The organism is Nocardia goodfellowii, from assembly GCF_017875645.1.
GTDB lineage: Bacteria > Actinomycetota > Actinomycetes > Mycobacteriales > Mycobacteriaceae > Nocardia > Nocardia goodfellowii.
In genome coordinates this window covers 6,271,758-6,298,266 of the sequence record NZ_JAGGMR010000001.1, presented here as the reverse complement: position 1 = coordinate 6,298,266, position 26,509 = coordinate 6,271,758, and the positions used below count along the sequence as shown (strand labels likewise).

The window sequence follows — 26,509 nt, the reverse complement described above, 5'->3', positions numbered from 1 at the left end:
GAGGCATCCGATGGGCACGCCCGCGATCGACTACACCGACAAGGACTACGCGTCCCTGCGGGCCGCGCTGCTGCGCCTGGCCGCGCAGCGGCTGCCCGAGTGGACCGATCGCTCACCGTCCGATCTGATCATGGTGTTCATCGATCTGTTCGCCTACTGCGGCGATATCGTCGCCTACTACCAGGATCGGATCGCCAGCGAGCTGTTCCCGTCCACGGCGACCGAGCGGGCCGGCCTGGTGGACCTGCTGCGGCTGATCGGCTACGAATTCGCGCTGTCCACGCCCGCCCGCGCCGATCTGCGGCTGAGTTTCCGGGCGCCGGTCGCCCCCGCGGACCCGGACCGGGTCACGGTGGCCACCGGCACTCGCTTCCGCGCCCAGGTGGCGGCCGAGGGCGCGATCGAATTCCGTTACCTGGGGCCGGATCTGGCGCTCGATCTGCGCTCGAGCCAGGTCCGCGCGGATCCCTTCGCGCCGCTGGTGCACTACGACCGGTTGCCGGTCACCCAGGGCCGGGTGGTGGCGCCGGTGGTCATCGGCTCCGGCGGCGACGTGCCGGACCAGATGGTCGCGCTGCCGGACCGCGAGATCGACCTGGACTCGGTGCGGGTCGAGGTGAACGAGGGCGCGGGCTGGGTACTCTGGGAGCGGACGGCCGCAGCGGCGCGAACACCGGATTCGGTGGCCCGGGAATATCGGCTCGTGGTCGACGCGACCGAAACGCCGCAGGTGGTGTTCGGCGCCCGTCGGCCGCCGGTCGCCCTGAACAATATTCGCGCCGGCTACCGGGTGTGCGTCGGGGCGCGCGGCAATGTCGCCGCCGGGGCGATCACCGAGGCGGTGGCGCCGATCACGGCACTGGCCACGGTGACCAATCCGGATCCGGCGGCCGGTGGCAGCGATGCGGAATCGGTGCAGAGCGCGATTCGCACGGCTCCGGAGTTGTTCCGCTCCATGCAGCGGGCGGTCACCGCGGCGGACTACGCGGCGCTCGCCCGGCGCGCGGGCGCTGTCGCCAAGGTGCGGGTGCACAGTCGCTCCTGGAACCGGGTCGATCTGTATGTCGCGCCCGCCGGTGACCGGCTCACCCCGCTGCCCGATTCCTTGCGCGATCACCTGATCGCCTACTTCGAGGACAAGCGGTCGGCGACCACGCTGGTCTCGGTGTTCGGCGCGCGGCCGGCACCGATCGACATCACCGTCTCGGTGGTCGTGGACAAACGCGCCGCGCCGAGTACGGTGCCCGCCGCGGTGGGTTCGGCCGTCGCGCGACTGCTGTCGTTCGCGGACCGGGACTTCGGACAGACGATCTATCTCAGCGAGGTGTACGCGGTCGTGGAATCGGTGCCGGGTGTCCTCGGTGCGACCGTCGACCGGTTCCGTCGCGCCGATCGGCCCGCGCCCGATGTCGAGGCGGCGCTGGCCGCGGCGGGCCTGCCTGCGCTCGAGGGATTGCCGGTCTTCGTGCGCGATGCCGTGTCCGCGGATATCGCGCCCGGGGGCCGCGTCGAGGCGGGCGAATTCGAGATCCCGGTGCTCGGCACCCTGGACATCCGGGAGGCACGGCCATGACCACCGTGGGCTTCGACGCGTCCGCCGATCTGATCGGGCGGCGAATCCTGCTGTCGTGGACCGTGGTTCCCGATGCGAACGGCGGGCTCGCCCGGGTCTCGGTGCACCGGAAGGCGCGCGACTTCGATTTCCCGGCCGCCGCCGCACCGTATCTGGTGTACGACAGCGCGGCGTTTCCGCCGCCGGAGAGCGCCGAGGTGGCGGTGCGCCGGCTCCCCGGCGCGGTGGACCTGGTCGAGGGCTTGCGCCGGACCACCGAAACGATCAGCGTCGCCCGGCCGGACGGCGCGCGGATGCGGGAAGTGCTGCGCCGCACCATATATACCTTCACGCGCGCCGATCACAGTCTGGTGCGCCAGGAGGTCGAACTGCTGGACGCGGGGACGGCGGCACCCCTCGAACCCGGCCGCACCTGCTACTACCGGCTCGAATCCGCTGCGGCCCCACCGGAAGTCCTGCGGGTCAGCGCGACTCCCGGGGGCGTGTACCACTACCACCGCACCCTGTACGAGGCGATTCCGGAGGTGTATCGCCGCGGCGACACCGTCACACGGCCCGTGGACGAAGGGACCGGCTGGTTCCCGGAGGCCGGTGCGGCGGGCGGTCAGCTCCAGCGCCTGGTCGATGTCTTCGGGATGGCGGTCGGGGCGCTGCGCGGCGGCGCGGACGGCCTGCGCGGACTGCGCGACACCGCGCGGACCGACGCGAAATACCTTCCGCTGCTGGCGCAGTGGATCGGCTGGGAACCCGGCGGCGACGATATCGCCGGTGTGCGCGGCGAGGTCGCCCGGCTGCGGGGCGAGATCGCCGCCGCGCCACAGCGTTACCGGACGGCGGGCACCATCGCGGGCATCGCCGAGCTGGTCACTCACTACACCGGCTGGACCGCGCGTATCAGCGAAGCGGCGCAGCAACTCGCACACACCAACAGCCCGCCGCAGCGCAATCCGCACGCCGCTGTCGAACGCGCCGACGGCAGCTGGACCGGCAGCGCCGACGCGGCCGTGCCGCTCGGACTGGCCGGCGCGACCGGTACCCAGGTCACCGCGGCCGCCGGGCCCTACGCACTGGCCGAGGGGATGCGGCTGCGGGTGGCCGTCGACGGTGCTCCGCCGGTGGTGCTGCGATTGTCCGCCGCCGATTTCGCCCGGATCGGCGCCGCTACCGCCGCCGAGATGGCCGCGGTCGTCGCACGCGGGGTGCCCGGGGTCAGCGCGAACGTCGTCGGCGGCAAGCTCCGCATCGCCTCGGTGCGCACGACGGCCGAAGCGCGGGTGGCGGTCTCGGCCGCCGCCGCCTCGCTGTTCACCCTGGACGGCGCGCCGCGGGGACGCCTGGCCACCGCGCTCGACGGCACCGGGGTGCACTGGGTCGCCTACGCGACCACCTGCGCCGCCGACGCGCCGGCAGCGCATCTCCGGGTGCTCGCGCGCCGGAGCGAGCGCTGGTACGACGCGCGGCCGATCGGCGGCGACGGCTTCGAGACCGGCACCGCGAGCCGGCCCGAATCCGATCCGGCACTGGTGGCGCTGCCGGGTGGACGCCTGTGGTGCGCGTGGATCTCGGATCCGGCGACCGACCACTCGATGCCGTACTTCCGGATCGGTGTCCCCGAGCCGCCGATTCCGGCGCGACTGCGCGCGGAACTGCCCGCACCGTTCCGACTGGTCCCCGGCGCGACCGTGACGTTCACCGGATCGGTTGCGGCGCAGCGCTTCACCGTGCGCGCCCAGGACTACGCGAATCCCGCCGCGGCGACCGCCGCCGAGGTGGCGGCGGCCATGAACGCCCAGCTGGCCGGCCTGCGAGCCGTCGATCTGCACGGACTCGTCCTGGAGACGGTCGCGGCCGGACCCGAGGCCACCCTGCGCGTCGACCTGGCCGCTTCCACCGGAGCCTGGGCACTGGGCCTCGGGAATCGCGAGGCGATCGGGCGGGGAAGCTGGGACGCCGCCGTCGACTGGGGCCCGCCGCGCCGGGTGGTGCCCGCACCGGCCGGGCACAGCGCCGACTGTGCCGCCCTGGTGGAAGGCGATGGCGCGGTACGGCTGTGCTGGAGTCACCACGACGCCGGGAGCTGGCGGTTGATCACGGCCCGCTGGACCGGGCGGATGCTTGTCTCGACACGTACCGGGCTGAATATCGTTACGCCGGAAGGAATTTCGACACTGACCACCGCGCAGGGTCTGCCCGCCAACGATATTCGGGACGCGGTCACCGATGTCGAGGGGACCACCTGGTTCGCCACCACGGCCGGGCTTGCCGCCCGGAACACCGCCGGAGCGGTCACCACCTTCACCAAGGCCACCACCGCGGGCGGGTTGGTCTCCGATACGCTGCGCGGCGTCGCGATCAGCCCGGACGGGAGCATCTGGGTGGCCACCGCGGGCGGCGTCAGCCGTCGGGATCCGGTGGGCGCCTGGACCGCGTTCACCGCCGCACAGGGCCTGCCCGCCGACGATATTCGCGCCATCGCGGTCGGCCTGGACGGGAGCGTGTGGGCCGGAACGCCGACCGGGATCGCGGTGCGCCGGGCGGACCGTTGGACGACGCTGCGGGCCGCGAACCGTCCGGAGGTGCGGCGCATCCTGATCGCCCCCGACCGCGCGGTGTGGGTGGCCACCGCCACCGGAGTGCTGCGGATCAGCGGCGGCGATCTCGTCGCCGACGACCTCACCGACCTCGCGCCCGGTGCCACCGATGTGCGCGACCTCACCGCTGACGGCGGCACCGTCTGGGCGGCCACCGGGGCGGGTGTCGTGGAGATCCGGGACGCGCGGCGGCGAATCCTGCACGGCAGCGCGGCCGGGATCGCCGATCCGAATTGCCGCGCCATCGTGGCCACCGGCGACGAGATCTGGGTGGCCACCGCCAACGGGGCATTCGGCCGGGGGAGCGGCGGCCGTTGGTCGCCCAGGAACGTGGGGCCGGGCAGCGTTGTCGCCCTGTCCGAGCCGTGGTCGGCACTCGAACTCGCCGCCGATTCCGCCGCGGGGGAACGTGAACCGCACTTGGCCCGGGCCGGAACGACGGTGCTGCTGGCCGCCGCCCGCCGGCACCGCACCGCGACCGGTGGCACCTGGCAGCTCACCCTGCGCCGCCGGGCGGCCGGCGGCGCCACGTGGTCGGCTGTCACCGCATTGACTCCGGTCGGCGCGCAGGACCGCGAACCCGTTCTCGCCCCGGCGGCCGACGGATCGATACGGGTGTACTTCCGCTCCGATCGTGGTGGCGGGGAACGTATCTGGCGGGTGCAGGTGAGTGCCGCCGGTATCGTGTCCGCGCCCGTCGCGGTCACCACCGGACCCGCCTCCGATACCGATCCGGCGGTGCTGCCGGATGCGGCGCCGCCGACCCTGCTGTTCCGCAGCGACCGCAATGTCGCACCGGCCGCACTCGCGAACCAGGCCACCGGGGCTGCAGCACCGGAGATCTCGGTGCGGCGCTACGCGGGCACCCGAACCGTGAACATCGACGACACCGCCCGCAACACCGCCGCCGGAACCTTCGGCGACCTGCTGGCCTACACGCCGCAGCGCCCCCGCGGCGACGCCCCCGCGCCCGGCGAACGCTATCTGCCGAGCACTGTGACCATCCACGTCGGCCCCGGCCACACCGGGACCGCGGTCGGCACGGCGGACGCCCGCCGCCTGGATCGGCTGCTGGCCGGATTCGTGGCGGCGCAGGTGCGCATCGCCGGTATCCCTGACCGCTGATCACCCGGAAGGAAGACCATGACCCAGATCTCCGCGAGCACCTTCGATCCACTGGCCCGGTACGTCAATGTCCGTATCCTGCAGGGTGCTCCGATCGCCGACGTGGATCTGAACGAACTCGACGACATTCGCAAGTTCGAGCTCCGCGCCTATCTGAAATGGTTCGTCGGTGACGGTGTGCCGGACGGCAACGACGGATTCCATATCACCGGCACCGGCGCGGTCGACGACTTCACCATCGGCGCGGGCGGCACCGCCGCGGACGCGAACATCCCCGCCGACGAAGCCGGACTGCGGGGCGTGGGCCGCATTCTGGTCGACGGGCTCGACGCCACCATTGCGGCCGATATCGCGTTCACCGCCCAGAAACTGCACGAGGATCACCCAGGCGCGCAGGTCCTGGCGCAGCAACTGGGGGTGCCGCCGGTGCGCCGATTGACGAACGCCACCGACGACGGGAAGATGGCGATCTACCTCGACGTGTGGGAGTCTTTCGTCACCGCCGACGACGACACGCGCCTGCTGCACGCCGGATTGGGTGTGGAAACCGGCGCGCGGGTGCGCCGCGACTGGGCGGTGCGGGTCCGGTCGGGACAGACCGCTCCACACGGCGTCGAGCCTGATGTCGTTGCGGGGCATTCCTATTCGCTGCTGGCGGTACTCACCAGGCGCGCCGGGGACGGCACCGTGCGCGCCACCGATGTCGACGATCGCCGCCATCGCCGGCTGCAACTGCCGCCCGCCACCCTGATCGAGGACGTGCTGGGCACCAGCTCCTCGAACTATCGCGCCGGATTCGACCGGCCGCCGGTCAGCCTGCGGGACGCGATCAACGCGCTGCTGCGCGGCCAATTGCCGATGACGCCCGACCAACCGGTCGCGCCGCCGCCGCCCGGATCAACCACGGTGGATACCCTCGCCCGCGCGGTGCTGCGGGACAGCCGCCGGGGCCTGGTCACGGTGTTCGAGAGCGATCGCGGCAACAACAGACAGGTCTACGCGTCTCGCATGAGCCTGGACGATGTGGCCGGTGGATTCGCGAACGCCCTGCGGGTGACCGACGGCGTAGCACACGCCAACCCCGCGGTCGCCGAATTGCCCGACGGGACCCTGTTCGTGGTCTATCAGAGCGAATCGACGTCCAGTGCCGGCGTGCACGCCAAACGGGCCCCGTTCAGTGAGCTGGGAACCGCACCGGAACTGCCCGTCGCGGCGACACCCGGTGTGGCCGAGGACAATCCGTTCGTCGTCGCGGCCGGGGCGGTGGTGACCGTCTTCTTCCACAAGACGGTGCCCGGTGCTCAGGTCACCCAGCGCTGGTACTTCCGGCGCTGGAGCATGGTCACGGACGACTGGGTGGAGGGGCCGACCGAACTGGCCGCCCTCGACACCCCTCTGCGCGACTTCCACGCCGCGCTCGACAGCACCGGCAGAATTTGGACGGTCATGGTGACCAGCCAAGGGATCCAGGCGACCTGGGTGAAGCCGGGCACGGGTGAGAAGGGCACGCCGATGAAGGTGGCCGGCCCGCCCGGCGGCGCGACCTCACCGCCGTTCATGCTGTGCCCGCGCGGCGGGGGCGCGTGGCTGTTCTGGCAAGACGCGAATGGGATCAACACCAGCCAATTCATCAATAACGCCTGGCAGACACCGGTATCCGGGTTGGGCGGTGCGGATTCCACCGACCGCGCGCCGTGCGCTGTGGAGGACGCCGAGGACGGCACCTTCTGGCTGATCTGGTGCCGGGGGCCGATCTTGGAGGGCGACCTCCTGGCCATGCGGCGAGATCAGATGGGGCAGTGGGGGACTCCGCGTCACCTGGTCCGCAGCCGGTTCGACGACACGATGCCGTTCGCCGTGGCCGGGCCCGACACCACCGTCTGGGTGTTCTGGGCCAGTACGCGCACCGGCTCGGTCCGGATCTACACGAAGCGATTCGTCACCGCGGTATGAAGGAGTCGACCATGGCCGCACCGTTCCTTACACCGACGACATTCGACCAGCCGGTCTACCGGGCTCACGATTCCCACGGCCTGCTGGCGGACCTGTCGCTGAATATCTTCACCGCACAGCATTTCGGCACCTTCACGGTGCGATTTCCGGCCGCTACCGTCGCGCCCGCGGTCATGCTGGAGCACGGCGGAATTACGGTGGCGCTGCCGACGACCGCCGGGGCGTCCCACACCAGCGATGCGGTCGCCGCGCGGCGGATCGTCGCCGAGGTCGTGGCGGAGGGCGTCGATGTGGTGATCAGCGTCGAGGTGGTGGCGGTCGCGAATCCGGCGGCCAAGGAGGCGTGGTCGGTGCGGGCCGCCGCGAGCGCGCCGACCACCTGGGATATCGGCCAGAGTTCGAATCAACCCGGGCACCGGACAATTCAGCGCGTGCTCTGCGATCCGGCCGCGTCCTTCTCCGTGGCGGCGTCCACGCTGTCCGGCGATACGGTGCGCGAGAGCGATACCGTCACCTGCACCGCGGGCACCGCGGGATCGACCGCCGTGGGCGCGGCGCCACCGCTGGAATACGCCTGGACCAAGACCGGACCCGTTGTGCTGACCGCGTTTCCGCAGACCGGCCCGAATCCGACGCTGGTGTGCGCCCTGCCGACGGTATACCAGCCGAAGACCATCACCACGACGCTTCGCCTCACCTACACCGGGACCGGCCTGACCGGATCGGCCAGCCGGACGTTCGGTGTGACGCCGCGCCCGCAACGACTGGCGCTGGTCCTGGACCGGTCCGGCAGCATGTCGGCCGGCGGGCGCTGGGACAACGCGGTGGTGGCGGCCGAAGTGCTCGCGGGCCTGTTCGTCGCGATGCGGTCCGGCGTGCACAGCGACGATCGCCTCGCACTGCTCGCCTTCGACCACTCCGGGTGCGCCTGGAAGACCGCTACGCCGGACAGTTCGCTGGAGCGCATCCTGGGCCTGTCCGCGCTCGGCAACGCGGCGGTGACCAGTGTGTCCTTCGGTGCCCCGGGCGCGTGCACGCCGATCGGTGATGCCCTGGTGGCGGCGATGAACGATTTCGCCGCCGCGGGCACCACCGGCGACCCGCACTTCACCACGGTGCTGCTCACTGACGGATACGAGAACGCGGGCGTCGTGGTGGTCGACCCGAACAGTCCGGCGCCGACGGGCACGCAGCGGTTCGAGGTGGCCCGCGCCACCGGTGCCCGGTTCGCCGTCGATCAGCGGATGTCGTTGTACACCATCGGATTCGGCGCCACCGTGCAGGAAGACGTGCTCGACGCGCTCGCGGTGGACTCCGGCGGCGCGTACGTCAAGCTGACCCAGGTCGGTCAGCTCACGACCGCGCTGGGGCAGATGGCCGCCTTCGCCGCCGGGGTGGAACCGGCCCAGGTGAATACGCCCGGCGTGGGCAACGAGTACACGGTGCTGGTCGCCGCGGGCGCCCGGCGGGTGGTGTTCTCGGTGCACGCCGCGCCCGGCGGCACGGTGGAGCTGTCGTATCGGCCGCAGGCGGGTGGTCCACTGGTGCCCGTCACCGGCACCAGCCTGGTGTTCGACACTCACGTGCTGACCTCGGTGGACGTCGCGGCGCTGTTCGGCGGTGACGAGAACGCCGTCCCGGGCACGGAATGGCATGTGCGGTACCGGGCCGCAGGCACGCCGGTCCCGATCACCCAGTTGCTCGCCTTCGAGGACCTGCTGGTGCGCGCCGCCGTCGGCTTCGACCGGGACCGCTACGACACCGGCGACCCGATCGAGATCACCTGCCGGATCCGGGCCGGCGACGACGCGGTCCGCAATGCCCGCGTCCATGTCGAACTCGTCCGTCCCGCAGCGTCATTGGGCACAGTCCTGGCTGCCGCCGGGCAGGAATACCGTCCGGGCCGCCCGCGGCCACCCGACCCGGCCGCCCCGAAAGCTCTGATGATCCGGTCGCTGCTACGCGACGAGGACGACCCGGGGTTGCCCGAGGAGACACCGACCGCCGTCTTCGAGGACGGCACCGCCGAACTCTTCGACGTCGACGACACCGGGGACTACCGCAACCGGTACGTCGAGACGCTCCACGAGGGCAGCTACCGGTGGCGTTTCACCATCACCGGCACCCTGCCCGACGGCAGCGATTTCGCCCGTGTCGCCATGGTTTCGCGCTGGGTGGGCGTCGGCGTCGACCCGTCCGCCAGCTCCGTCGAGACCGAATGGCAGGAATCGCGCGGTGACTCGCGACATCTCGCGATCACCGTGCACCCCCGTGACCGCAACGGCGGCGATCTCGGCCCCTTCCGTCCGAGCGACGTCCGCTTCGACACCGATATCGGCGAATTCTTCAGCGAGATACCAGGTTACGCGCTTGGCATCAGCTATCCGCGCCCCGACGGCGGTGCGCTGCTGAGCCGCTACGACGGCGGCTACACCCGGGTACTGCGCCTGCCGGAAGGAGCGGCGGGCACTGTCACGGTGACAGTCAAAGGGCATGTCCTCGACCCGATTCCGGTCGGCCGTCGCCGCCGGCCGCGCCGCCGCGTGCTCGCGCGCTGGCGAACCTGGAATTCCTCGGGGTAAGAGGGGATCAGCAGGAACACACCGGCCACGAAGGGTATGAGCGATGGGTGCGGCAGGCGCTCGCCGGCACGGTGTTCGGGGCGGCGAAATCGAGCTGGTATCGACACGCCTCCGGCGCCCCGACCAACCCGTGGCCGGACCAGCCGGTCGATTCGAGCGCTTCCTGCGACGTCCTGTCGCCCAGTCGCTGCGTGATCCGCGCTCGCCGACGTAACATCGGCGAGCGCGGTCCCACCCTTTACCCGAGCGGGCCGCACGGATACTGAGGGGTCGGATGCCCCGCGCTGCCGCCCCACCAGAGTGCCCATTGGAACATGCAAACCAGCCCGGACGCGCTGGCGCTACCCGTCGTCGATCCGCCTGCCCCGGGGCCGGTCTCGGCCAGTGCGGTAGGCGCGCCCACTCCCAGCATCGCGCATGCGCCGACTACCGATACGGTGGCGATCGCCCGTCGAAAACTCATATGCCTCAGTCCTTTTCGATCTGTTGATTCCGACCGAAGTCCATCAAATCCATCCGGCGTTTCCTGGGCAAGACCAGGGTTCCCCGGGCACGGTATTCACGATCACGGTCGGCACAAGGACGCAGACAGACGCTGGCCGCCTGTAAGAGCAATGAACCCGGTGCGCCGAGGCACCCCCGGACACCGGTACCCCACACCGGCACGCAGCAAGATCATGTGCGTTGCGGGGCAGGCACGGCTCGGGGTCGATTCCGGCGCGGCGCGTCCTCTCCCCGCCCGGGTTGTGCCATCCGAAACTGAATCCGTCCTGCTGAAAGGGGCTCGCGCTGTCGGCGCCGACTCTTCACTACCCGCGTCGTGGAATGTCTGTCGTTGCAAATACTTCGGAAGGAAGCTCCGTCATGCGTGGAACACGTTCTCTGCTGGCCGCGGCGCTGCTGTGCGCCGGGATCGCCGCCACCCCGCTCGCACACGCCGACATCCAGGCAGATGATCGCATGAGCAGCCCAACCCAAGAAGACCGGAGCCAGCAGCGGGAGCAGTACGAAAAAGGTTTCAGACAGGGCTATAGGCAGGGCCGCAAGGATGGGGAAGAGATGTGCTGGGAGGAGGAGGCGATGCTCGCCCAAGCCCTGAGATCTCTTCAGTCCCAGGATAAGAAGTACAGGGAGGGCTTCGAGAAAGGTTACAGGAAGGGGTTCGACGCCGGCCGGGACTATTGCATGTATGAAGGCGAGTAATCGGGGCATGTCGGCTCGGCTGGGCCCCGGATTTCATGTCACCCGTCTGTGGAGGGCGGGCGCCTCGGCCGAGGTCTTGGTGAGTTGGCATAAGGGCACAGCGATTGCAGGTAAACGCGAAGCTGTCCTTCGCACAACCGCTGCCCGGCACCACCATTCGACTCAGCGCAGCTATGCCGAGCACCGGCGAAACCAGCTGTGGCGCATCGAATTGTGCAGAAACCCGCGGCAAAGATCTGAAAAGGCAGCGGCACAAAACAATTCGCCGCGGCAAGCACGTTAGACTCACGTGCAGCCTTGCTTGACGAAAGGTGACCCAGTGGCTGTCGATGATTTGGCTTGGGCGGACGGTGGGGGAGTAGATTCGCTGGGAGAGATCTACTGTCTCACCTTCATCCGTGATGTGGACGCTGCGGAGGCGTTGCGGCGAATGGGTGGTCTGCCCGGCACGTTCGCGACCCGCACATGGGCGGATGTCGGGGGCCTGGACAACTTCGACGATGGATATCCCGAGATGGCGTTGGCGTTACCGCTGGGTGGGTGGACCGTCGTATTCGAGTCGGAGGGGTTCAACGGCCGCAGCCTGACCTCCGCGCTGTCACATGGAACCGAGGTGTTATCGGTGCTGCGGCACGACTACGCGTCTCCTGGGTTCGCCTATGCAGTCGATGGGGTGTTGATCACCGGGTTCGATCCGACCTGCCCTTACCCGCACCTACGGTACGGCGCCGATCCCGACCGCCTGCTCTCCCACATGCTCGAAGTCGGATTCGATATGGGAGACAACGAAGTCGACGCGGACGACATTTTCGATGAGGATGGCGATTTCTACGAGGACGACGCTTTCGACACCAACCACGACCGCCCCCATGGGCGTTGCCTACGGTTGATCGAGCGGCTCACCGGCCGTCTGCCTACATTCGAGGCGCTCACCGGCCCCTTGATGAGTGCACAGATCGAGCCCTGGTTCGCCCGAGCACGCAACGATCCGGCTGTTCGCCCCGGCTACGACGGCCCTGTCGACGCGGTCGCCGAAGTACGACGGCTCACCAGTCTGCACGGCTTGACCGATACTCCCGGCCTCACTGACGCACTCGCCGCGGCAGAACGCGGACAGCCGGTCGCGATCGCCCCCGACAGTCCACTCGGTGAGCAGGTGCGCAGCTGGCTCACCGAGGACCGGCGCGCCCATAGGGCATTGAATGGCGGTGCGGGACGGTGGCGGATGACCGAGATCGAACGTGACCGCGCGTCCGACCTCCGGTTGCTCGCCCGCGCTCTCGGCGCCGCCATCCAACCCCGCCCCACCACTGCGGGTTGACAACACGCTCGGACCAGCCGAACCCCGGCTGTCTACGGGATGTTCGCCGTCAGAATCGGCTGACATCACCACACACTCGATCAGGCAAAGAACCCGCACGGGGCCAACCGATTCGGTCACTCTTCGATCGAGAACTTGCCGAGCTGCACCCATTAGACACTTGCTGTCAGGACCCGGTCCCGGCCTGGATCTGGTCCAGGTGCCGGTGGGGGTCTTCACATCGGCGATGGCACAAGTTATCTCGATTACATCGCGATAACCGGTGATCTCGATGGCTTTCGAACACCTCGCCGAAAGCTCGATTAATTGGCTATCGGCGATCCGCAGGATCCGGCAAGTTCTGTCCAAACATCGGATTGCTGAGGTACGCTGTACTCGCGAGACCGAATATATACTGCTCCAACCGATGTCGCTGAGGATGTTTCCTCTCGGCCGTAAAGATTTCCGGCAGTGTCTCTCATTCATCTGGCGTGTTAGCGGTTCGTGAAACGCCGCCCCCAGCCATGCGTATCGATCGTGCGCGGCTGTGATCGTGCGCGGCATTCGAAAAACCCTCCATGGAACCAGAATTGAAAGGAACGGCATATGTCACAGCCGACCTCCTGCGGTATGCAATTACTGACCGAGGACCAACTGAACGGAGTCCGCGCAGTTACCAGCGCCCTGAAAACCGGTAGCCTGGAAGGCGTTCCGGAACCGCTGGTCGACTACATCGTCGCGGTCCGGCAGAATTGTAAGATACTCACCGACAATGACTTCGAGTATCCATTTATTCCCGGCGCGGGAGGTGTGCTGCTCGAGGCGTTTGCCGCCCGCCCCGAGGGTGACGGCCCGTTCCCTCTCGTCGTACTACCGGCAGGGCTGAATCAAGACGCCGGCTACCGGATGTATTACGGCACAATGTTCCATCTGTTGACCCGCGGCTACGCCGTTGTCGCCTATGCCGGCGGGGCCTGGCGGGGTCGGAGGGGGAGTTGGAGATCGCCGGCCCCCGCGACATCAAGGACGCTGTCAAGGTCATCGACTGGGCGATAGAACACCCAGAATTGCGGGTGGACCGCGACAAGATCGGGATGTTCGGCCTTTCCTACGGCTCGGGTATCAGTCAACTCACGGCTCTGGCAGATAGTCGAGTCAAGGCTGTAGTGGCGCTGAGCACGTGGGCCGATCTCGCAGAAGCCCTCTACGACAAGCACACGCGGCACTCCGGCGCGGTCGAAACTCTCTACGCGGTGGGCACCAGACCCAGTTCGGAACTGCGGAAGATCGTCGACGACTTCCGAAACAATGACAATATCGAAGACATCGTGGACTGGGCAAAGTTGCGGTCTCCCGCGCACTCGACTGGAACAAACTATGCGCCAACCTTTTTCACCACCTATTGGCACGAGACACTCTTCCCGGCCAACCAGCTGCTCAAATACGTCGATTCCTATCCCGGGCCCAAGCGCTTGGACGTAGCCATCGGCGACCACGGCGCCCTGGACATGCTTCCGGCGATGCATGGTGTGCCCGGCCGCGCCACCGACGCCGGCTACGACTGGCTGGATCACTACCTGCTCGAAGTCGACAACGGCATCGATAGTGACGGGGTCATGCACCTGGAAACCATGCATAATCTCGGTCATACCTACTCCGCACCGAACACGGATAAATGGTCCAAGCGGCAATGGCGTTTCTACTTGCATGAACCGCGCTCCGAATCCGGCAACGGTCTGCTGGCGACATTTCCTCCCATATCCTTCCGCACCAGCTTCAATTCCGGTATGCCGCAAGTGCAGATGGCGGACGCGATCATCGTCAATGGCTTCGGGGAGCGCCTCGGTCTCCCGATGCTGCAATCCCTGGCAGACGTGCGCCGCACGCAAGCGGGGGTCTGGACCTTTGCTGCTCCCTTTGCCGAACCCCGCCACATCGCCGGGTATCCTGAGTTGCAAATAAGTGTCACGCCGGAAGACAAGCAAGTAACGGTGGCGGCATATCTGTTCGACTACAACCCGCTCACCAAAATTCTGCGAGTTATCACGCATGCGGTGAAAACCGTGCGCAACAACGAACCAAAGATTCCAACCAATGTTCAGCTCACCCTGCAGGGCACCGATTATCGCGTTCCGCGGGGGCACAATATCGTCTTTATCGTCGACAGCATTGATTGGCTGTACGAGTACGGAACCAACCTCAGGCCACCCCGCAGTGATCTTCAGCCTTTGCCCCGCCCCGTTCCCGGCGGCACTCTCACCCTGTCCAGCACGCACGGGCACGCGTCCATCACCATTCCGATCGAGAAGATCCCGGCCCTGGAAGGAGCCCAGCAATACTGAGCCCTACTTCCCGGCGAGTGATTCCTACCGTCTAGCACCGGGATCACTCGTCCGGCTCGGCCGCGACGGCAACCAGTTCGGAGTACAGCCGATCGATGTGCTCCAGGGCCACGTGCTGCATGGCGATCAGGTGCATGCGCAATACCTGTTTCCTGGCAGCCACCGTCGCGGCCACGCAATTCCATTGCCCTGCAACGGCTCCTAGCCGAGTATGGGCTACCCGTGCGGATCGCTGCGGCACTGCCATCATGGCTGCGGTCACTGATATGCCTGTCCACCGTTGTCGCCGACATCCTCGCGATCACACCCGCCACCGCCGAGTGCTGGGCGCGTCTGGCCCGACGCGACTGCTCTGAATGTCTCCCGCACACCCCGGACACAGCGGCGCAATCAAGCGAAATGCGGGCCCGTGTGACGACCATCGAGCACGTCAGCAGCCCCTCCGGCATCTCCTGCTCCGCCGACGACAAATACGCAGTAGTAGCCTGCCCCGGCAACCCGACCGGTGTGCTCATCGACGGAACCCAGACGAAAGTCGTCTACCGGCTGTCGACAGCAGGATCTCGCCATATGGCAAGCTGGTCGCCGTCGCCGCTCCGGACTGCCCGAAGATGCCGGTGTTCGACGCACAGGGCCCACAGAAAGGCAACTGCGCCAATACATTTCGGTGAGCGTGGTATTCAGTCAAGGTCCTCGGCACCAGTGAGATACGCGAATGGTCTACACCCGACCACGTCAGGAGACCCATCATCGACCTCGTGACCAGGTCTGGATCGGGGTGGCGGTCAACAAAGAATCGGGGCCGACCGGACGATTGCAGTTGGCCGCGTCGACGAGGGGGATGGCATGGCGTCGTGGTGACCGCCCGGGCGCCGAAAGGGGCGTCCGGGCGGTCGGGGAGCTCAGAGTCCGAGAAGGGTGCCGATCGGGCCGAACAGGCCGGTGCGGATGATGGCTTCACCGTCGTCGGCAGGGGGCGGTGGCGGGTTCCAGGGTTTGATAGTCCAGCTTTGGCCGGGTCGGCCTCGGGGACAGCCGGCCAGTTGGCTGCCGAGATCGGTCCAGTAGGTGCGCGAGGAGGGCACGGTCGTGTCATCGGCGCCGTAGATGTAGCGGCCGTCGGTGGCCCACCGGTAGGTGGATGTATCGCCGCGGCTGGCCCCGCATCCGCGCAGTTCCGTGGTCGCGTCGGCCACCCTCGATTGCTCGTTTCCCGACGCCTTCGCCGCGGCTTCGAGCTCCGGGCGGGCGTGCGCCGAGAAGCTGTTCAGCGCGGCGATGAACTCTGCGCGGTCGCCCTTCCATGACGCCCTCGACCCGTGCACGGCGCTGTCGAGGGGGGCCTGCTCACCTTCGATCAGATAACGCATCCACCACTGTTCCCAGTGTCGTTGGCTGCCTGTCCATTGCGCGGGAATCTTGCTGCCCATCAGCTCCACACGCCCGGGCTCACGGGACTCCATCACCGCCGGCAGCTGCCGGTAGGCAGTCTTGGACGCTGCCGTGGCATCGTCGAGGAACGGAACGCGAAGCCAGACACAGTAATCACCGATGTTTTGCAGGTCGCTGACCGCGACACTGGCGATCTGGTTCACAGGCACCTTCTCAAGTGGATCGATGACGGTGCGGAAGTACCAGGCGGTGGCGATGCTGCCATCGGGCTCGCCGAGCTCGAGCCACGGCTTGGCGGTCACGGTCTGTAGATACTTCGTGCCTTCCTTGTAGTCACTGACGTCCTCGCTCCGGCCGAGCCTGACGCGCAAACAGCGGCCGGTTTCGTTGTTGGTGATGGTGAAATTGCCGTCCGGGAAACTAGCCATAACGTGGAACTCCCTTCGATCACCTATCTGTGCTGGGGGACGCGGAAACACCTGCGGGCCAGCCATATCGCTGCCCAGCCAAGGGATACCCGCCACACCCGACATGCCTGCCCGAACAGCCAGGACATCGACGGACAACCCCGTGCCCGCGAACTCGCACGTCGGCAACAACGAACGTTCGCACAACGGGACGAGGCGATCCGGCGAACGTCAGGCAATCAAAGATCAATCGGCTCAGACAACTGGCGCGAGTTCCAAACGATGATCGAGGTCGGACTTATGCCACTGCGCTTCCTTCGCGCTGTCTTCTTGTTCACTCGCGTTACCTCATGTCAGGGTTTACCGCTCAGGCGCACGAAACCTTCGACATCGAGCCGTCAACGACGTACCGTCAGGCGCGAGGATCTTTTGGAGGGGGCTTCATGCGCGTCGATGTCGAATTCGCCAGTGGCGGGGTGACTTTGAGAGGCTGGTTGTATCGCAGCGGCGCCTGACCGGCCTCCAGCTGCGAGCGCTCGTCGACCCGCCCGCAGCCAACGTGTGGCCCAGGTCGAACATGCTGCAGCGCAAGGTCTGTGGGACCCGATCACGAGTGAACGATGAGCGTGTGGGCCACACTATCTATCCGCTGATCTGGGCGCCGGAGTCGAAACCCCACAGTGCCAGCGTCATCAGTAGGTTGACGCAGATCATGACGGTGATGCTTGCGCGCATGGCACGGCCAGCTGCGACGCCGACGCCGACCGGGCCGCCGGTGGCGTAGTAGCCGTAGTAGCACTGGATGATCGTGGTGATCACTACGAAAACGATGGCCTTCGACAGTGAGTAGAGGATGTCGGTAGAGGTGAGCACCAGGTGGAAATAGTGGCTGAAGGTTCCGGGGGATCGGCTGCCGGCGATGCCGATCGCGAATTCGACCGAGACGAAATTCATTGCCAGACAGACTATGTACAGCGGGATGATGGTGGCCACCGAGGCCATCAGGCGGGTCGTTACCAGATAGGGGATGGACCGGATGGCGATCGTCTCCAGTGCGTCGATCTCCTCGGCGATGCGCATGGCGCCCAGCTGCGCGGTGAACCGGCAACCTGCTTGCGAGGCGAAGGCGATGGAGGCCATGATCGGTGCCAATTCCCGGGTCGAGGCCGTCGCCGAAACCAGTCCGGTGGCAGGGCCGATCCCGAGCAATTTCAGGGCGCTGTAGCCTTCAATTCCCACCAGCGCACCGGAGCTCGCGCCGAGGACCACAATGATTCCGGCCGTGCCGCCGCCGACGATCAACGACCCGTTGCCCCAGGTGATGTCGGAGATCAGCCGGAACAGTTCCTTGCGATAGTGGCGTAGCACCACCGGAATCGAGAACAGCGCGCGGAACAGGAACGTCGCGATGTGCCCGAGGCGCATCATTTCCGTCATCGGCGGACCGGCCGCGCGGACGAGCCTGCCGAGGCCGAGTGGATAAAAGGATGCAGCCATCTCAGAGCGCCTGTCGTGGGAAGAGCATCGTATACATCTGGGTAAACCCGACGTTCACCACCATGAGCAGCACGATCGATGCGACCACGGTGGCATTGACCGAATTTGCCACCCCGCCGGGCCCGCCCTTGGTGCTGAGCCCCTTCTGGCACGCCACAACGGTCACGATCATCCCGAACACCACCGCCTTGACCATCGCCAGATACATATCGCCGATACGGGCGAAGGACGAGAAAGTGGCGATGAAACTGCCGGGCGTGCCGCCCTGGACATAGACATTGAACAGATATCCCGCGACGAATCCGACGAACGCGCTCAGCCCGGTCAGCCCAACCGCGACCAGCACACCGGCGGCCACCCGCGGGACCACGAGTCTGTGCAGTACCGAGACTCCCATGACTTCCAGCGCCGCGATCTCCTCACGAATGGTGCGGGAGCCGAGATCGGCGCAGATCGCCGACCCGACGGCTGCGGCCAGCAGTAGAGCCGTGACCACGGGCGCGGCTTGTCGGATGACCGCGAGACCGCTTGCGGCTCCGGCCAAAGAGGTTGCACCGACCTGGCCCGCGATCAGGCCGAACTGAATTGAGAGGGTGGCACTGATCGGAAGCGCGACTGCGACGGTCGGCAGATAGGAGGTCTTGACCATGAATGCGGCCTGATGCACGAACTCCTTGAAAGCGAAGCGGCCCGTCACGATATCGGTCACGAGGTATTGCACGGCACGCACACCCATGATGAATTGCGCACCCACGGTATCGAGCGAGGCAACCGGATGCCGGTGCAGATAGCCGCGCCCCCACGCGGTAATCCGGGACGTCGATGACCCGGACGGTCGAACGGTCATCTCAGGCCATTTCCACTTTGCTGGCAAGCCAGTGGCCGCCGACGCGTTCCATCGTCATGAGGATCCGGCTGCGATCGATGCGTGGATCGGTGCTGAGGGCATTGGTCACCTGCTGATCGACGAACATCATCACCTCGACGCGATCCTTCGACGCGGATTTGACGCTGGCGTCGACCACGCGGCCCCTGCTCGCCGCCTTGTTCTGGACCAGCAAAGACTTGAGTTGATCGCTGGATTGCGCGTACATCTCCTTGAATTCCCCGGTCGCACCGGCCAGCACATCGGCGAAATTCTGGTCGATGTGCTGGGAATCGATGCTGGTCAACTTGACCGCATAGTCCTGTGCGATGGTCGAGGCCTGCCGGGCCGCGGTATCGATCTCCTCGCGGTCGTGCAGTTTCCAGCCGAAGACAGTGGCGGTGACGGTCGCCACGACGGCGAGTACGGCGACGGCACCGGCACCGATGCGTACGGCCAGGCGCCGTCGCCGGGATTCCGGCGAAGAATTCTGGGCCACAGCATTTTCCGCTGCGACCTCGTTGGTTCCGGACTCTTCGTCTGCTTCTGCGGTGGCATCGGTCGTCCCGGAACGACCCTTCGCCGCGGTCTCCGCATCGGATCCGCGCGCTGCCGCAGTCGGTGATTCGGACTCGGCCGCCGCGGTCGATGTTTCAGTGCGGTCCGCGACATCCGCTGCCACGGTGGGTGTTTCGCCTGCCCCGGCAGAGCCCTCAGCTACCTCCATTGTTGCCTTCTTCATCGCGGTCCTCCAGACCTTCGTTGGTCGTGTCACTTCGGCGGTACATAGGACGGCACGAACGCGCCGCCGTAAGGAGTCGGAACCGACAGCGGCCCAACGGGTGTGGGGTCGGCGGTCGCGAGTGGATCCGCACCCGGGGGTGGGCCGGCCGTGTCGTCGCCGGGCGGTCGCGGTGCGTTGCGAGCGCCGCGCGGTATCAGGGTGGGGTCGTTGCAGTAGGTGTACAGGTAAGGCTCGGGAAAATTGGGCAGGATGGCCGGCAGACGCGGCAGGTCGTAGTCGCACTGTTTGCGCGGATAGATATTGACCAGCGCCCAGAGGCTGCCTTCGTGCACGGCCATGGCGGCGGCGTCCGCTGTGGAACCGGCTCGCTCCTGCGGGAAGAACAGCTCTTGGATGGCAGGGACGTGCAGATACGACATCCGGGCGACGGTGCCGAGATTTCCGAGCAGCTGGACCATCGTCGGGGAGTTGTCGGCGATGATCTGATCCATGGTCTGCAGCGCCTGTGGTCCGGTCCCGACCAGGGTGCGGAATCCGCCGGTCATCGACTCCACTCCGGCGAGGGTGCGCTCGAGACCGTTCGCCGTGGCCACCAGTCCCGGCCCGACATCGCGCAATGTGCTGAGCACGATCTCGCTGTGGTGCAGCAAGCTGACGGTCTGCGGCAGGACCGAACCGAGCGTGGTGATCAGGAACGCGCCGCCGTCGATGATCGCCGCCAGTTTCTCCGGCGCCGCGGGACCGGTGCCCAGTTCGTGCACGATCGTTTGGAGCTTGCCAGGATCGAGTTGGACGATGGTGCCGTTGAGATCGACGAGTAGCTGCGCCAGCTGCACCGGAACGGAGGCTCGGGCGGTGTCGACGACCGCGCCGTCGGCCAGGTAGGGCCCGCGGGAGTTCGAGGGGACGAAATCCAGGTACTGCTCACCGGCCATCGACAATCCCGCCACTCGAACCGTGGTGTCGACGGGGATCCGGGTGCGGCTGTCGATCGATGCGATCGCGACGACGCCCTCGCCGGTGAGGTCGACCGACGACACCCGGCCCACCCGCACCCCGCGCACGGTCACGTTGCGGTCCTGGAGTAGCCCGCCGGACTGCGGCAGGTGCACCCGAATCTGATAGGTCGATGCCAGCGGATTCAACTCCAGCGACCCGAACACGAGATACGTTGCGCCCATGAGCAATGTGGCCACCAGTGCGAGCCCCGACACGGTGAGCCGATGCCGGACCAGCCGGTCGACGATGGATACGATCGCGGTCGAGATCGACTCCAGGACATCGGGATTGGAGCCTGGATTCATCGGCCCGGTCCGATCACTCGGTCGTGCAGCCGGCCCAGCGTGTACGCCAATGAGCCGACGAAGTTGACCCAATCCGTCTGATCGGGCACTCGGGCCTCCGGATTGCCGGCGAAGTTCGGATCGGGCACCGCTCCCAGCACCAGCTGGGCGATGTCAGCGTTCACGCTGGCTGCGGGGGCGTTGGCCACCTTGCCGCCGACAATGGCCAGGGTGTTCAACAGCGGGCCGAGATCAGCGCCGGGGTCCTGGGCCGCGGCATTGAGCCCAGCGGCGAGGTTATCGATGTCGGTGACCAGGCTGCGCTGCCCCGTGCCCTGTATGGAAGGGAACCGCTGCAGGTTGCGGGCGATCCGGTCCAGCTGGGCCGCGAGATCTACGATGTTCTGTGTGTCGGAGCTCAGGGCGGTCAGTGCCGGTCCGGCCGCTGCGACCGCATCGTTGACGGTATTCTGTTGCGCCACAATCGAATCGGTCAGCGCAGCGGTGTCGGAAACTACGGCCCGGATCTGGTCCGACCGGGCCGAGAGGGTCCGCATCAGCTCGGTGGACTGGGCAATCAGATCCCCGAGAGGGTCACCGCGCCCGCCGAATTCGGCACCGAGCCCGTTGATCACTTTGGTCAGATCCCGGATCACGCCGCCGTTTACGAGCAGTGCGGCGCGGGCGAGCACAGATTCGATGGTGGCCGCCGCGGAGGTCGACGCCTGCGGGATGTGGTCTCCATCGTGCAGAGCCGTTGCCCCGGGTAGTGGATTCGGCGGCGGGTTGAGCGCGACGAAAACGTCGCCCAGCGGTGTGGCGGAACGGAGTTCGGCGGTCGTGCCGGCCGGCAGCACCACCTCCGAGCGGATCCGCAGGGCAACGACGGCGTTGTAGTCGCGAGCCCGCATGGACTCGACCTCGCCGATATCGGCGCCGTCGAGCTTGACCTTGGCCTTGGTCGGGAGGTTCAGGGCGTTGGCGAACGTCGCGGTCAGCGCGTAGCTGTGCGTCCCGACCGAGGGAGCGGGGAGCGGGATCTTATCCAGGCTCACCGAGCACGCGCTCGCCGAGAGCACGCTCACCGCCGCGACGACCGCGGATGTTGTTTTCCTCGTGCTCATTTCGGCAAACCTGCGATTCCGACCAGCATGGCCACGATGCCGAAGTCCGGTCCCATATCCGACATCTTCCCGGTGTTGCAGCCCAGCTGCTTCAGGTCGAGCAGGTTGCAGATCTGCTTCACCATCTGCCCGTCCAGCGCGACCTTGTCGATATTGACGTGCACCCGGGCCGCGCCGGCCTCCTGGTCGACCACGGCGTAGGCATTGTTGACGGCCAGCGGGAACACATCCATGAACTCGGCGACCTCGCGGCGGTAATCCGCCAGGGACTTGATGACGACGTTGCCGCCGGACACCGTGCCCGCCAGCTCACCTCGGCTCTGCTGCATGAGATCGGTCGTCCGGATGAGAATCTCGTTCAGCTTGGCGCCGGTGTCGCCCTCACCGAGACGCTGGTCGGCCAGCAAATCGCTCAATTGCCGTACGCCCTGACCGAATTCGCGGATCTTCTGGTCGTTGTTCGCGGCGGCGGTGGTCAGCGCGTCCAGGTTGTTCACCAGCGTGGTGATCGCGTCACGGGTCGCCGCGCCGTGATCGTCGCCCATGCGCAGCGCCCGCGACAGCTGATCCAGCGCACTCTTGATGTCGTTGCCGTTGCTGCCGGCGACGGCGGCGCCGACCTCGACCATGTCGCCGATCGGGCCGTGCCCCTGCCCGTCACCCGCCAGCGAGGTGGACAGCTTGTCCGCCATGGCGAGCAGGCTGTCGAATTCGACCGGGGTCCTCGTCCGGTCCGGACCGAGCACAGCGCCGTCGGCCAGCACCGGTCCGGAGCGGTAAACGGGGGTGAATTCGATGTGCCGGTCGGTCAGCACCGAATCCGAGACGATCACCGCGGTGACGGTGGCGGGAATCCGGACCGAGCTGTCCACACTGATCCGCACTTCGGCGTACGCCCCACGTTGCTCGACGGACACCACCTTACCGACCGGCATCCCCAGCACAGCCACCGAATTCCCCGGGAAGACACCGGCCGCGCTCTCGAATTGCGCTGTGATCATGAGGTCTTCGCTGGTCAGGCGGGCGATGGAGCCGGTGGCCGCACCGGCGATCGCCACGACGACCGCGAGCAGCAGGACGAGCTTGACGGGGCGGGGCAGCGACCTCATTTGCAATCCTCCGAATACGGCGGCAGATTCACCTGCGGGTCCCGCGCGACGACCGCGCACATGAAAGCGTCGATGAACGCCCCCGACGTGGCGTTCGCTTCCATCTCCGGTCCCGATCCGGCCAAGTTCGCCCAGTTCCGCCAGGTCACCGGGAGAATCTGCAGGATATTGCGGAACAGGTCGTCGTGGCGGGCGAGCATCCCGGTGATCTGGTTCAGATTGCTCATCAGCGATTGGATCTCCTGCTGATCGTTCACCGCGAGCGGTTGCAGCGTGTTCACCAAATTGCGGGTAGCGGTAAGGATCTGGGTGATCGCCTGGCGTTTGGCCTGAACCGCCCGCAACAGTTCGCCGCCCTGGGTGAACAGCACATCGAGGCTGGTGCGCTGGTTCTGGACCACCGTGGTCAGCTGAGCGGTACTGGTCAGCAGGGTGCCGATCTGGTCACGGCGATCGGCGATCACACCCGAAAGGGTCTTGACGTTCTGCATCACCGACGGCACCAGTTGCGGCACACCCTGCAGCTGGGTGGACAGTTCGGTGAGCGCCTGGCCCACCTTGTCGGCGTCGACCTGGTCGAGCGTCGTCGTCGCGTCGGACAGCGCCGACTGCAGATCGTAGGGAACTTCCGTCTGCGCCACGGGAATTCGGGCCAGGGTTCCGGAGCCCGCCGGTCGCAGTTCCACATAGCGGTTACCGAGCAGCGTGGTGAGCTTGATCGCCGCCGTCGTGTTCGAGCCCAGCGCTACATCGTTGTTGATGCTCAGCGTGGCCGAGACATGGTCACCGGCGAGCCGCAGCCCGGCCACCCGCCCGACCGGCACACCCGCCACGGTCACCTGATCCCCGACGCCGAGCTGTGCGGCTTGCGCGAAGTCGGCCTCCACACGTCGCTGCCCGATATCGAGCGAATTGACGACAAGCACAATGGCTACCGCCACGACCAGCAAGCCGATCGCGGCGAAACCGAGCCACGGCCTGCTGAAGTCTTCGAGCTGGTGGCGCCGGAATATGCTGCGGCGGAGTAGGTTCCACTTAAGTGGCATATTGTTCACCTGCACTTGGAAGTGTGTTGGGCCGACCCACCTGGGGTCACGGCGTCGACTATTTCCGGAATCATCGGAGTCAGACCCGGGACCAGCGAGACGGAGATATTGCAGAGGTAGGCATCGACATAGGCCCCTTCCTGTGTCATACGGGCCATGCCCTTGAGCACGAGTGGCAGGTTGAAGCCCAGGTTTTCGAACTTGTGCCTGTTGTCCAGGAAGTGCTGGGAGTAGCCGGGATTTCGGTTCAGGAAGTTGGTCAGCGTGGGCATGTCGGCGGCCAGGATCTGCGAGGCGCGGGCGACCACCACCGAGATCCGGTCCACGGAATCGAACAGGACCTGCCGGTTGCGGGCCAGTCCCTCGAAGAGGGTGCGGGTCTGCTCGATGACCGTTGTCAAATTCCCGCTCTGCGCGGCGAGGGACCCGGTGATATTGGCGAGATTCGTGATAACCCGGCCCAGCACCTCGTCCGGCCCTGCGAAAGCCTCTGCGAGCCTGGTGGTTTCGGCGATCAGGGTGGTGATCGCGCCGTTGTCGCCCTGCAGCGCCTTGATCAGGGCGTCGGTGATGTTGTCTATCGCAGCGTGGTCCAGCGTGCCGAACAACGGCTCGAATCCGTTGAGCAGCTTGGAGATATCGAACGAGGGCTCGGTGTGACCGACCGGAATCTCGGCGCCGGGCTTCAGGGCAGCCGGATCGTTGTGATTGCCCATGGCCAGCCCGAGATAGCGTTGACCGATGAGATTCTGATAGGTCACCGAAGCGGTGGTATTCCCGGTGATCACCTGGTCGTCTTGTACCTCGAAACCGACCCGCGCGAGCGCGCCGGAAAGCTGAATCGAATCGACCCGCCCGACCCGGACCCCGGCCATCCGCACGTCGTCGCCCACTCGCAGGCCGGAGACATCGGTGAACATCGCGGAATACCGATGGGTGGCACCGCTGATGCCGCGTTCGAGTGTGACGATCACGGTCCAGGTGAGCACCACCGAGACGACGAGGAACACGATCAGCACGAGCAATGACCTGCGATAGCTCATCGGCCACCTCCGTTCGGGTCCGGGACAACGGTGACGGTGGTACCGCGGGCGAGCGGGCCGAACAGGATGTTGGCGGCCGCGTTCGGTTTCCCGCCGAGGATGTCGGCGATCTGCTGCTGCTCCGCCGGGCTACCGACCGGGCCGATCGCCGGGGCCAGCGAGTTCGGTGGCACGAAGTTCCGCGGGTCGAGGCTGGACGGGAGCGCCTCGGTGGGTGCGAGCGTGTCCGGGGCGCCGCAGTTGGGCCCTGCCAGCGCGCCGTAGCGGGGGCAGTCCGCCGTGGTGTATTGCCGGTTCGGGGTCAGTTGCACGATGACCTTCGGGGTGATCAGCTGCGTCTCGGGGTCCCACAGTTCGTTGAACAGGGTGTTCAGCCTGGTCACCGAGACGCTGATCTGGGGGAAGTGCGCGGCGCCGTCACCGAACGCGCCGAGTGCGGGGGAGATGTGCGTGGTGATGTCGATGAGGCGGTCGGTGTTGTGATCCAGAGCGTCGCCGACGGTCCCGAAGGTGTGCAGACCTCCGGCCAGCAGCGCGGTGAGCTTGGCCCGCTCCTGGGCGAGCGTCTGCATCGGTACGATCGAATGGTGCAGGGCGTCGAGCAAATCCGGTGTCGCCGTTCGGATTTCGTGTAGCGCCGCGGACAGTGAGTCGAGCGCGGAAGGAGCCTCTCGCACCGACACCACCTGCCGCAGCTGTGTGACGATCTCACGTAATTGCGCGCCCGCGTCCCCCAGGGCGGAGCCGCGTCCCTCGGTGGCGCGTGCGAGCGTCGCCAGCATGCCGACCGCGGTGTCGGTGTCCTCGCGGCCGACCGCGGCGATGATGCGGTGCAGCTGATCCAGCGAAGTCTGCAGGCGCACGGTCGCCAGACTGCGATCCTGGGTAATCTGCGAGCCCGCCGTCACCGCGGGGCCCGCGCCGTTGTAGACCAACTGCACCGAGGGCACCGCGAAGACGTTGCTCGGCACTACCCGCGCGGTGACGGTGCGAGGAATCGACCGCGCGTAGCGCGGATCCAATTCGATGCGGACATCGTTCATTCCGGCGTCCTCCGCAGGTGCGACTGCGGTGACGAGGCCGACGCGTACCCCCTGGAATTTCACATCCGATTTGGGGGGTAGCCCGTCGCTCACATTCGTCATCACCGCCGTGACCGACACGGTGCTGCGAAACACCCCCCGCGAGTTCGCGATCATCGCGCCGGCGGCGACAGCGAGGATCAGGACGAACCCGATTCCGGTGAGCAGCAGCCGAAGTCGGGACGGGCCACGGCCGTCGGGATCGAACTGGGTCGACACTGGGTTCCACTCACCCTTTCGGTGCGTC

At 66.9% G+C, this 26,509-nt stretch carries 18 protein-coding genes; 7 read left to right on the top strand and 11 right to left on the bottom strand.

Going from position 1 to position 26,509, the window contains the following annotated elements; all coding sequences use genetic code 11:
* Positions 1 to 10 precede the first annotated feature (10 nt).
* The 7 genes from BJ987_RS29110 (at position 11) to BJ987_RS29080 (ending at position 14,669) form a co-directional block, all read left to right on the top strand.
* Positions 11 to 1,573 carry a baseplate J/gp47 family protein gene (locus BJ987_RS29110; RefSeq protein WP_209896153.1) on the top strand — a complete coding sequence of 521 codons (1,563 nt, stop codon included), beginning with the start codon at positions 11 to 13 and terminating at the stop codon, positions 1,571 to 1,573.
* Positions 1,570 to 5,289, top strand: a complete 3,720-nt coding sequence (locus tag BJ987_RS29105) for a phage tail protein (RefSeq protein ID WP_209896151.1) — start codon at positions 1,570 to 1,572, stop codon at positions 5,287 to 5,289. The genes BJ987_RS29110 and BJ987_RS29105 overlap by 4 nt, the downstream gene beginning before the upstream one ends.
* An 18-nt stretch (positions 5,290 to 5,307) precedes the next feature.
* Positions 5,308 to 7,242, top strand: coding sequence for a hypothetical protein (locus tag BJ987_RS29100; protein WP_209896149.1), 1,935 nt, complete (start codon positions 5,308 to 5,310; stop codon positions 7,240 to 7,242).
* Between the two features lie 11 nt (positions 7,243 to 7,253).
* Positions 7,254 to 9,824, top strand: coding sequence for a vWA domain-containing protein (locus BJ987_RS29095; protein ID WP_209896147.1), 2,571 nt, complete (start codon positions 7,254 to 7,256; stop codon positions 9,822 to 9,824).
* An 864-nt stretch (positions 9,825 to 10,688) separates the two neighbouring features.
* The gene (locus tag BJ987_RS29090; protein WP_209896146.1) at positions 10,689 to 11,027 is read left to right on the top strand and encodes a hypothetical protein; all 339 of its coding nucleotides are present in this window, start codon (positions 10,689 to 10,691) and stop codon (positions 11,025 to 11,027) included.
* Positions 11,028 to 11,346: 319 nt separating this feature from the next.
* Positions 11,347 to 12,348: a DUF6461 domain-containing protein gene (locus tag BJ987_RS29085; protein WP_209896144.1), complete on the top strand. Its 1,002-nt coding sequence runs from the start codon at positions 11,347 to 11,349 to the stop codon at positions 12,346 to 12,348.
* Between the two features lie 953 nt (positions 12,349 to 13,301).
* On the top strand, positions 13,302 to 14,669 hold the full coding sequence (locus tag BJ987_RS29080; RefSeq protein ID WP_281070550.1) for a CocE/NonD family hydrolase: 1,368 nt from the start codon (positions 13,302 to 13,304) through the stop codon (positions 14,667 to 14,669).
* A 43-nt stretch (positions 14,670 to 14,712) separates the two neighbouring features.
* Here BJ987_RS29080 and BJ987_RS37880 read toward each other — a convergent pair whose 3' ends face one another.
* The 11 genes from BJ987_RS37880 to BJ987_RS29030 all read right to left on the bottom strand — a co-directional run bounded on the left by BJ987_RS37880 (position 14,713) and on the right by BJ987_RS29030 (position 26,481).
* A complete protein-coding gene (locus BJ987_RS37880; protein ID WP_281070398.1) occupies positions 14,713 to 14,844 on the bottom strand; it encodes a hypothetical protein in 132 nt (43 codons plus the stop codon).
* A 727-nt stretch (positions 14,845 to 15,571) separates the two neighbouring features.
* Entirely contained in the window at positions 15,572 to 16,489 is a 918-nt protein-coding gene (locus tag BJ987_RS29075; protein WP_209896140.1) for a hypothetical protein, read from the bottom strand.
* Between the two features lie 621 nt (positions 16,490 to 17,110).
* Entirely contained in the window at positions 17,111 to 17,965 is an 855-nt protein-coding gene (locus tag BJ987_RS29070) for an ABC transporter permease (protein ID WP_209896138.1), read from the bottom strand.
* 1 nt (position 17,966) lies between these two features.
* Positions 17,967 to 18,812, bottom strand: a complete 846-nt coding sequence (locus tag BJ987_RS29065) for an MlaE family ABC transporter permease (protein ID WP_209899272.1) — start codon at positions 18,810 to 18,812, stop codon at positions 17,967 to 17,969.
* 1 nt (position 18,813) lies between these two features.
* A complete protein-coding gene (locus BJ987_RS29060; RefSeq protein WP_209896136.1) occupies positions 18,814 to 19,329 on the bottom strand; it encodes an Rv1363c family protein in 516 nt (171 codons plus the stop codon).
* A gap of 272 nt (positions 19,330 to 19,601) precedes the next feature.
* Positions 19,602 to 20,879 carry an MlaD family protein gene (locus tag BJ987_RS29055; protein WP_209896134.1) on the bottom strand — a complete coding sequence of 426 codons (1,278 nt, stop codon included), beginning with the start codon at positions 20,877 to 20,879 and terminating at the stop codon, positions 19,602 to 19,604.
* Entirely contained in the window at positions 20,876 to 21,982 is a 1,107-nt protein-coding gene (locus tag BJ987_RS29050; RefSeq protein WP_209896133.1) for an MlaD family protein, read from the bottom strand. Before BJ987_RS29050 ends, BJ987_RS29055 begins: the two co-directional genes overlap by 4 nt.
* The gene (locus BJ987_RS29045; protein WP_209896131.1) at positions 21,979 to 23,091 is read right to left on the bottom strand and encodes an MCE family protein; all 1,113 of its coding nucleotides are present in this window, start codon (positions 23,089 to 23,091) and stop codon (positions 21,979 to 21,981) included. The genes BJ987_RS29050 and BJ987_RS29045 overlap by 4 nt, the downstream gene beginning before the upstream one ends.
* Positions 23,088 to 24,152 carry an MCE family protein gene (locus BJ987_RS29040; RefSeq protein ID WP_307869791.1) on the bottom strand — a complete coding sequence of 355 codons (1,065 nt, stop codon included), beginning with the start codon at positions 24,150 to 24,152 and terminating at the stop codon, positions 23,088 to 23,090. The genes BJ987_RS29045 and BJ987_RS29040 overlap by 4 nt, the downstream gene beginning before the upstream one ends.
* Positions 24,143 to 25,180 (bottom strand): MCE family protein, encoded by a 1,038-nt coding sequence (locus tag BJ987_RS29035; protein ID WP_209896129.1) that lies wholly within the window; start codon positions 25,178 to 25,180, stop codon positions 24,143 to 24,145. Before BJ987_RS29035 ends, BJ987_RS29040 begins: the two co-directional genes overlap by 10 nt.
* On the bottom strand, positions 25,177 to 26,481 hold the full coding sequence (locus tag BJ987_RS29030) for an MlaD family protein (protein ID WP_209896127.1): 1,305 nt from the start codon (positions 26,479 to 26,481) through the stop codon (positions 25,177 to 25,179). Before BJ987_RS29030 ends, BJ987_RS29035 begins: the two co-directional genes overlap by 4 nt.
* Positions 26,482 to 26,509: the final 28 nt, after the last annotated feature.

Bases quoted from the DNA above. Each gene is read 5' to 3' on its own strand.
- BJ987_RS29110 (WP_209896153.1), top strand. From the start codon at position 11: ATGGGCACGCCCGCGATCGACTACACCGACAAGGACTACGCGTCCCTG.
- BJ987_RS29105 (WP_209896151.1), top strand. From the start codon at position 1,570: ATGACCACCGTGGGCTTCGACGCGTCCGCCGATCTGATCGGGCGGCGA.
- BJ987_RS29100 (WP_209896149.1), top strand. From the start codon at position 5,308: ATGACCCAGATCTCCGCGAGCACCTTCGATCCACTGGCCCGGTACGTC.
- BJ987_RS29095 (WP_209896147.1), top strand. From the start codon at position 7,254: ATGGCCGCACCGTTCCTTACACCGACGACATTCGACCAGCCGGTCTAC.
- BJ987_RS29090 (WP_209896146.1), top strand. From the start codon at position 10,689: ATGCGTGGAACACGTTCTCTGCTGGCCGCGGCGCTGCTGTGCGCCGGG.
- BJ987_RS29075 (WP_209896140.1), bottom strand. From the start codon at position 16,489: ATGGCTAGTTTCCCGGACGGCAATTTCACCATCACCAACAACGAAACC.
- BJ987_RS29070 (WP_209896138.1), bottom strand. From the start codon at position 17,965: ATGGCTGCATCCTTTTATCCACTCGGCCTCGGCAGGCTCGTCCGCGCG.
- BJ987_RS29065 (WP_209899272.1), bottom strand. From the start codon at position 18,812: ATGACCGTTCGACCGTCCGGGTCATCGACGTCCCGGATTACCGCGTGG.
- BJ987_RS29055 (WP_209896134.1), bottom strand. From the start codon at position 20,879: ATGAATCCAGGCTCCAATCCCGATGTCCTGGAGTCGATCTCGACCGCG.
- BJ987_RS29050 (WP_209896133.1), bottom strand. From the start codon at position 21,982: ATGAGCACGAGGAAAACAACATCCGCGGTCGTCGCGGCGGTGAGCGTG.
- BJ987_RS29045 (WP_209896131.1), bottom strand. From the start codon at position 23,091: ATGAGGTCGCTGCCCCGCCCCGTCAAGCTCGTCCTGCTGCTCGCGGTC.
- BJ987_RS29035 (WP_209896129.1), bottom strand. From the start codon at position 25,180: ATGAGCTATCGCAGGTCATTGCTCGTGCTGATCGTGTTCCTCGTCGTC.